7 protein-coding genes are annotated in these 5,195 nt (G+C 62.4%); all 7 read right to left on the minus strand.

Annotated elements, in window-relative coordinates:
• The coding region (locus tag ACKUUH_RS16920) for a TIGR04255 family protein (protein WP_407951062.1) at positions 1 to 356 on the minus strand (356 nt) is incomplete at its 3' end.
• A 55-nt stretch (positions 357 to 411) separates the two neighbouring features.
• The gene (locus tag ACKUUH_RS16925) at positions 412 to 1,020 is read right to left on the minus strand and encodes a hypothetical protein (protein WP_407951063.1); all 609 of its coding nucleotides are present in this window, start codon (positions 1,018 to 1,020) and stop codon (positions 412 to 414) included.
• The gene (locus ACKUUH_RS16930) at positions 1,017 to 1,592 is read right to left on the minus strand and encodes a hypothetical protein (protein ID WP_407951064.1); all 576 of its coding nucleotides are present in this window, start codon (positions 1,590 to 1,592) and stop codon (positions 1,017 to 1,019) included. Before ACKUUH_RS16930 ends, ACKUUH_RS16925 begins: the two co-directional genes overlap by 4 nt.
• 2 nt (positions 1,593 to 1,594) lie before the next feature.
• Positions 1,595 to 2,200, minus strand: coding sequence for a hypothetical protein (locus ACKUUH_RS16935; protein WP_407951065.1), 606 nt, complete (start codon positions 2,198 to 2,200; stop codon positions 1,595 to 1,597).
• A gap of 32 nt (positions 2,201 to 2,232) precedes the next feature.
• Positions 2,233 to 3,612, minus strand: coding sequence for a hypothetical protein (locus ACKUUH_RS16940; RefSeq protein ID WP_407951066.1), 1,380 nt, complete (start codon positions 3,610 to 3,612; stop codon positions 2,233 to 2,235).
• A 105-nt stretch (positions 3,613 to 3,717) separates the two neighbouring features.
• Positions 3,718 to 3,999, minus strand: coding sequence for a hypothetical protein (locus ACKUUH_RS16945; protein WP_407951067.1), 282 nt, complete (start codon positions 3,997 to 3,999; stop codon positions 3,718 to 3,720).
• Between the two features lie 3 nt (positions 4,000 to 4,002).
• Positions 4,003 to 5,091 carry a protein kinase domain-containing protein gene (locus tag ACKUUH_RS16950; protein WP_407951068.1) on the minus strand — a complete coding sequence of 363 codons (1,089 nt, stop codon included), beginning with the start codon at positions 5,089 to 5,091 and terminating at the stop codon, positions 4,003 to 4,005.
• Positions 5,092 to 5,195: the final 104 nt, after the last annotated feature.

A 5,195-nucleotide genomic window follows, 5' to 3' on the forward strand; every position in this document is an offset into this window, starting at 1 on the left:
AAAGCATCGAATAGCTTTACCTTGGCGTCAACGACACGCCCCCGGTAATCCTCCCATTTGTATTTGGAGGTGTCATTCACAGTGCAGATACCCGGTCCTAGCTGCACCAATGGCCAGTCATTCGGACCAGTTCTGAAGCGGTGCTGAGGCAGGTGCCCTGACATTTCGTCCGGAATATTTGCCGTTTCCAACTGCTCGTGTTCAGGGTATTGCGACTGGAGCCTATCATAGAGACGGCCTAGCAGGAGGCGGTAATGGGGATCAGCAGTGATCCCAGGAACTTTCTGATGGATCTTCCAGCGAATCTCGAAAATAGCCTCTACTAGTGGTTTGTACTTCAACTCCGGATAACTCATTTCTGTTCCTCAAGATTCATTCGACGATTTGGCGATGAGAGATCGCATCGCAAATTCACTTCGCTTCCTTCTGCCCCGCGTTCTTCACCGCGTTCAGCTCCGCGCGCAGGGCGTCGAGTTCGTCCACGTCCTTCGCGTGCTCCGCCTCGCTTTCCGCCTCGATCATCGCGTCGATCTCCTGCTCGGTCACGACCTCCGTCGGCACCTCGGCCGTGTCGCTGGCGGCGATGTCCTCGACCGTCTCGAGGAACATGCTCATCCGCTCTTCCATGCTCTGGCTCTGGGCCATCGCCTTTTCCCACTCGGTCTGCGTGCGCACGAGGTCGGTCTGGCCGAACATCCGGCCGATCTCCGAGGCCATTGTCCCCATCGCCTGGGCGAAATCGCTCGACGCCTCGGCCTGCCGCTTGATGATCAGTGCGTTCTTCACGGCGAGCAGCTGCCGCTCCAGCATCTTCTTCACCGTCGCCGTTTTTTTGAGCGAGTTGCGGATGAAGATGTATTGCGAGTTATCGCCGATCTGCTTGGCCCGTCGGGCGTTCTTGATGAACTCGTTGGTGAACTTGTTCTGCTCGGAGATCGACTTCTCAATCCGCCGGATGCCCTGGCGAATCTTGATGTCCCGCTCGATCCGCCGCTCTTCTTCGCTCTTGAATAGACTCATCTCGGCTCCTCGCCTTCTCGCCGTCGCTCAATGGCCACTGCCTCGCTGCGCGATTCATCGCTGTCATCGGCTTCGCCGTCCACGGCCCCGTCCGCCTGCCCGCGCGGCGCCTTGGTCACGCCGCTTGTCAGTTGATGCCCGCAGCGGCCGCAATAGGTCGCCCGCAGATTGACGACCGGCGCGGCACAGCTCGGGCAGGCCGCCGGGGTCTTCGTCTCAAAGGCCGCCTCGTCCATCAGGAAGGCTTCGAGCATCGCCCCGAGACTCGAACTCCGCGGATGCTCCCCGAAGGAAATCGCGGCGATCGTCTGTCCTCGCTTGCGGCTCAGTTCCACATCGACATAGGCCCGGTGCTTCGGCTTATCGAGAAAGTAGGTCGAGGCCAACTGAAGCATGCCGGAGATGCCGTCCTCGACCCCGCCATGCTGCGCCGGCATACCGGCACCCGCCTCGATCCGCAGACACTCGGCATACCACGGCGTCGTCACCTTGCAGCCCCGCCGCGCCGCGAACTGCATGATCGCCCGGCGAACCTGGTCCTTGCTGTGATCGACCGCCGCTTCGAGTGCCACCGCTATGCCCCTTCAGCCGACTTGTGCCGCTCCCGGACGCGCTTGTCCGCCTCGTCGAAGGCCTGACTCGCGTCGTCGATGAGCCCTGTGTCCATCTGCTCCCAGACGTCCAGCACCTGCTTGGAGCCCGGCGTGAGAATCGACTCGCCCTCTTCCTCGCCGATCGACAGCATCGAGTCCAGCCGCTCCTGATACATCTCCGCCGTGATCTTGTCGTTCTCGATCATCTTCTCCAGCGTCACGAGGTCGCGCTCGCCGATCATCCCCAGCCGCGAGCCCATCGCCTTGGCCTTGTCGGCGTTCTCCCGCAGCATGCGCATCCGCGAGACGGTCAGATACTCCTTCGTGCGCATATTGAGCTGACGGCCGGCCATGAGCTGCTCGGTCGTCTTCAGGTCGAACTCCTGCGCCAGGATTCGCCGAACCTCCGGCGACTTCTCCTGCCGGCCCTTCTCGAAGATTTCCTGCTTCTTCGTCGCGCAGTCGCTGACCCGCTTGAGCAGTTGCTCGCGATCGCGCCCCAGAAGCAGTTCCTGCCGCCGAAGCTCCTGCCGCGTCATCTGCGACAGGGACTTGTTTCGCTTTGTCAGCCAGTCGAATAATCCCATGCTCCGCCCGTTCTATCTGCTAAGGCTCTGCGTCACTCCGCCTGCGGTCCGCTTCGCTCGCGCGACGGCGCCTGTGTCTTGGCTGTCTGCGACTCGCCGACGGCCGGTGTCTTCTCCGGCGGGGCCTTCTCCTCGTCGCCGCCCTGAAGCTCCTTCAGAATTGCCGCCTCATCGTCCGACATGGCCGACTGCGCCATGTTCACTTCCAGGCTGCTCACCAGATCGTCGCTGGCCGTCAGTTGCTCCAGCATCTCCTCGGCGTTCACCGCCGCCTCGGTCAGTTCCTCGCTCGACGGCAGATGAGCGATGCTTCCGGTCTGGGCCAGTTGCAGGTTGTGAATGTGCGTGCTGATGATGTTGATCTGCTTGGACAGCAGCGCCGCGCTGGTGTTGCACCGGCTGATGTCCTTGCGCATGTGGGAGATCTGCGCGGCGATGCGCCGCTTCACCACGTTCGACGTCGCCGTCTTGCCCTCGTCGACGAGCTGCGTCTCCTTCTTTTCCAGCTTGCCGATGTCGTCGTACATCCGGTTCAGCCGGTCGGACAGCGCCGCCCGCCGCTCGGAGAGCAGGTTGATCTTCTTCGCCTCGTCCCCTTCACTGAAAAAGAGACTGCGAACCCATTCGAACATCGACATCGAACCAACCTCCTCGCCCGAGTACATACCCGCGCCGCGGAAGAGCAGATATTCGCCGGATCGCCTTGAGACGCGCAGGTCCGGGTCGCTCCTTGCGGCGGTTTCAAACGCCTGCTGCACCACCTTGACCGGCAGCTCCAGCCGAGCCGCCATGCTGCTCGCCGACAGACCGCCGGTCAGCAGATCGGTGCTGCGCTCCTCGATCTCCCGGCGAACCCGATCGATCTTCTGAGCGACATTCTCCGGATTAAACAGCTTCAGCAGCCGTTCGTCGATCTTCCGCCCGGGCGATGATATTTTCCACCCGCCGGCCGACGCCGGCTCCACCAGCACCAGGGTCACATTGGGAATATCGAGCGGCGCGCGATGCACACTTTCTTCAAAGCCGCTCGGACTGCACACGCCGATAACATGCGGCGCCCGAAGGTCCGTCGTCAGCGACCGAACATGCGACGCCAACTGCACCAGCGTCACCGGACCGGGCGGCGTGTCCGGCGTCAGCAGCGGCTCCGGCGGGACCAGCGTCGTCGCGACCGTCACCCCCTGGAGCTTCCGCCAGAAGAATAGCCGCCGCGCCCACTGACGGATGACAAACCCCTTGCCCTGCGGCAACTCGGCCGCCAGCGCCCGATCGTGCAGTCGCCGGTCGATCATCGCCGCGCGCACGCGCTCGCCGGAGTCGATCTCCTGAAACGTGGTGAGCCTGCCGCGGTCGTAGCGCGAACCCGCCTCGCGGATGTTCTGCTGAACCCCCACGAGATAAGCCGACTCCATTTCTATTGCGCGTTTCGCAGCGGGGTTTACCATATTGGCCGACTCATTCTCCTGCCTTGATGAAACGTTTGCGATGGCGTCTAAAGCGAGAGGCAGTTGACTGATCTAATGCTGTTCGCCTTCGCGGGCCGCGTGGCCGCACAACCGGCAGAACTTCGCATGACCGGGGTTCATCGCCCGGCATTGGGGTCGCGGGCATCGCCACGGCTCCATCCACTCCTCTTCGGAAAGGGAATTGCCGTTTCTGTCGTACATATTGTCCAGTTCCCTGCCGTTATCCCAGCCCGGCCCTCGAATGACCCTCAGAAGGCAGGAAAACACAAAAATGGTAAACCCGGCAAAGAAGAGCAGGGCAAACAACGGCATCCCGGTTGACCAGATAACCATGGTCTATCCCCCCGTCGCCATCAGCTCGCCGCCGCAGTGAATGCAGAACCGGTCGTCCGACTCCGGATAGCCGCCGCATTGAGGACATTTTCGCAGGGTCGCCGTTAACTGCTTGCCGCATGAAATGCAGAAATTGTCGCCCGCCTCGATCGGCGCACGGCACGATGGGCATGCCCCCCCGGATATCGGACGCGCGCCCGGGACACGATTCACCGGAATCGCCGGAACCGTTGGAACCGTCGGTATCGTCGCCGCGCTCACCGGCCGCGCCTCCGATTGACCAATGGCCCGAAGGACATCCGCCGCGCCGGGGAACCGCCGCTCGCGCCGCGTGTAGAGTCTCGCGAAGACTGGATCGATCCACGGCGGCAAGGCCTCGCGCAGATGCGACGGCATGTCGCTCCCGCTGGGCCGCTGACCGGTGATGAGTTCAAACAGCACGATGCCGACGGCGTACAAATCGCTCCGCGCGTCGGTCGCCTCGCCGTCGCGCTGCTCCGGGGCCATGTAGGCGATCGTCCCGGAGATGTTCTTGCCGTCTTCGGCGAGCAGACTGCCCGATTGCATGATGCTGTTGGCCGTCACTTCGCCCACTCGCCCGAGCCCGAAGTCCGTGACCTTCACGTCATCGACGCCCAGCTCTTCGACCGGCTTCTCCTTGCCGCCCGCGATGAGAATGTTGGCCGGCTTGATGTCTCGATGAATAACGCCATTGGCGTGGGCGTGCTCCAGGCCCTCCAGGATGCCGCGCAAGATCCGATGCGCCGTACGCACCGGCATCCCCTCGCGATACCGCTTGATCCACCCTTCCAGCGAGAGACCGTCCACGAACTCCATCACCAGATAGGGCGTCTCCGCGTAGGGATCGAGGCCAATGGCCCGGACGATGTTCTTGTGGCGCAGGCCGTGAATCGTGCAGCCCTCTTTTTGAAGATTGCGCACGAACTGCGAATCGGTCGGGACCTTGATGGCGACGATCTCTTCTTTCCAGACGTGGTGCCGGGCCTTCCAGACCTGTCCAAAGCTGCCCGCGCCGACCATCTCGACGAGGACGTATTCGCTGATGCGGTCGCCGGCTTGTGGACCGTTCATGCTGTACCCTTCATGGACGATGGGGTCACTGACATCGACACGTGTCGAGCGTCATGGTCCCACATGCCTCGCCAGCGACTCACAAATGACGAAATTATAGGCCG

It is taken from the genome of Parvibaculum sp. (assembly GCF_045863935.1).
In the GTDB taxonomy this organism is placed as follows: Bacteria; Pseudomonadota; Alphaproteobacteria; order Parvibaculales; family Parvibaculaceae; genus Parvibaculum.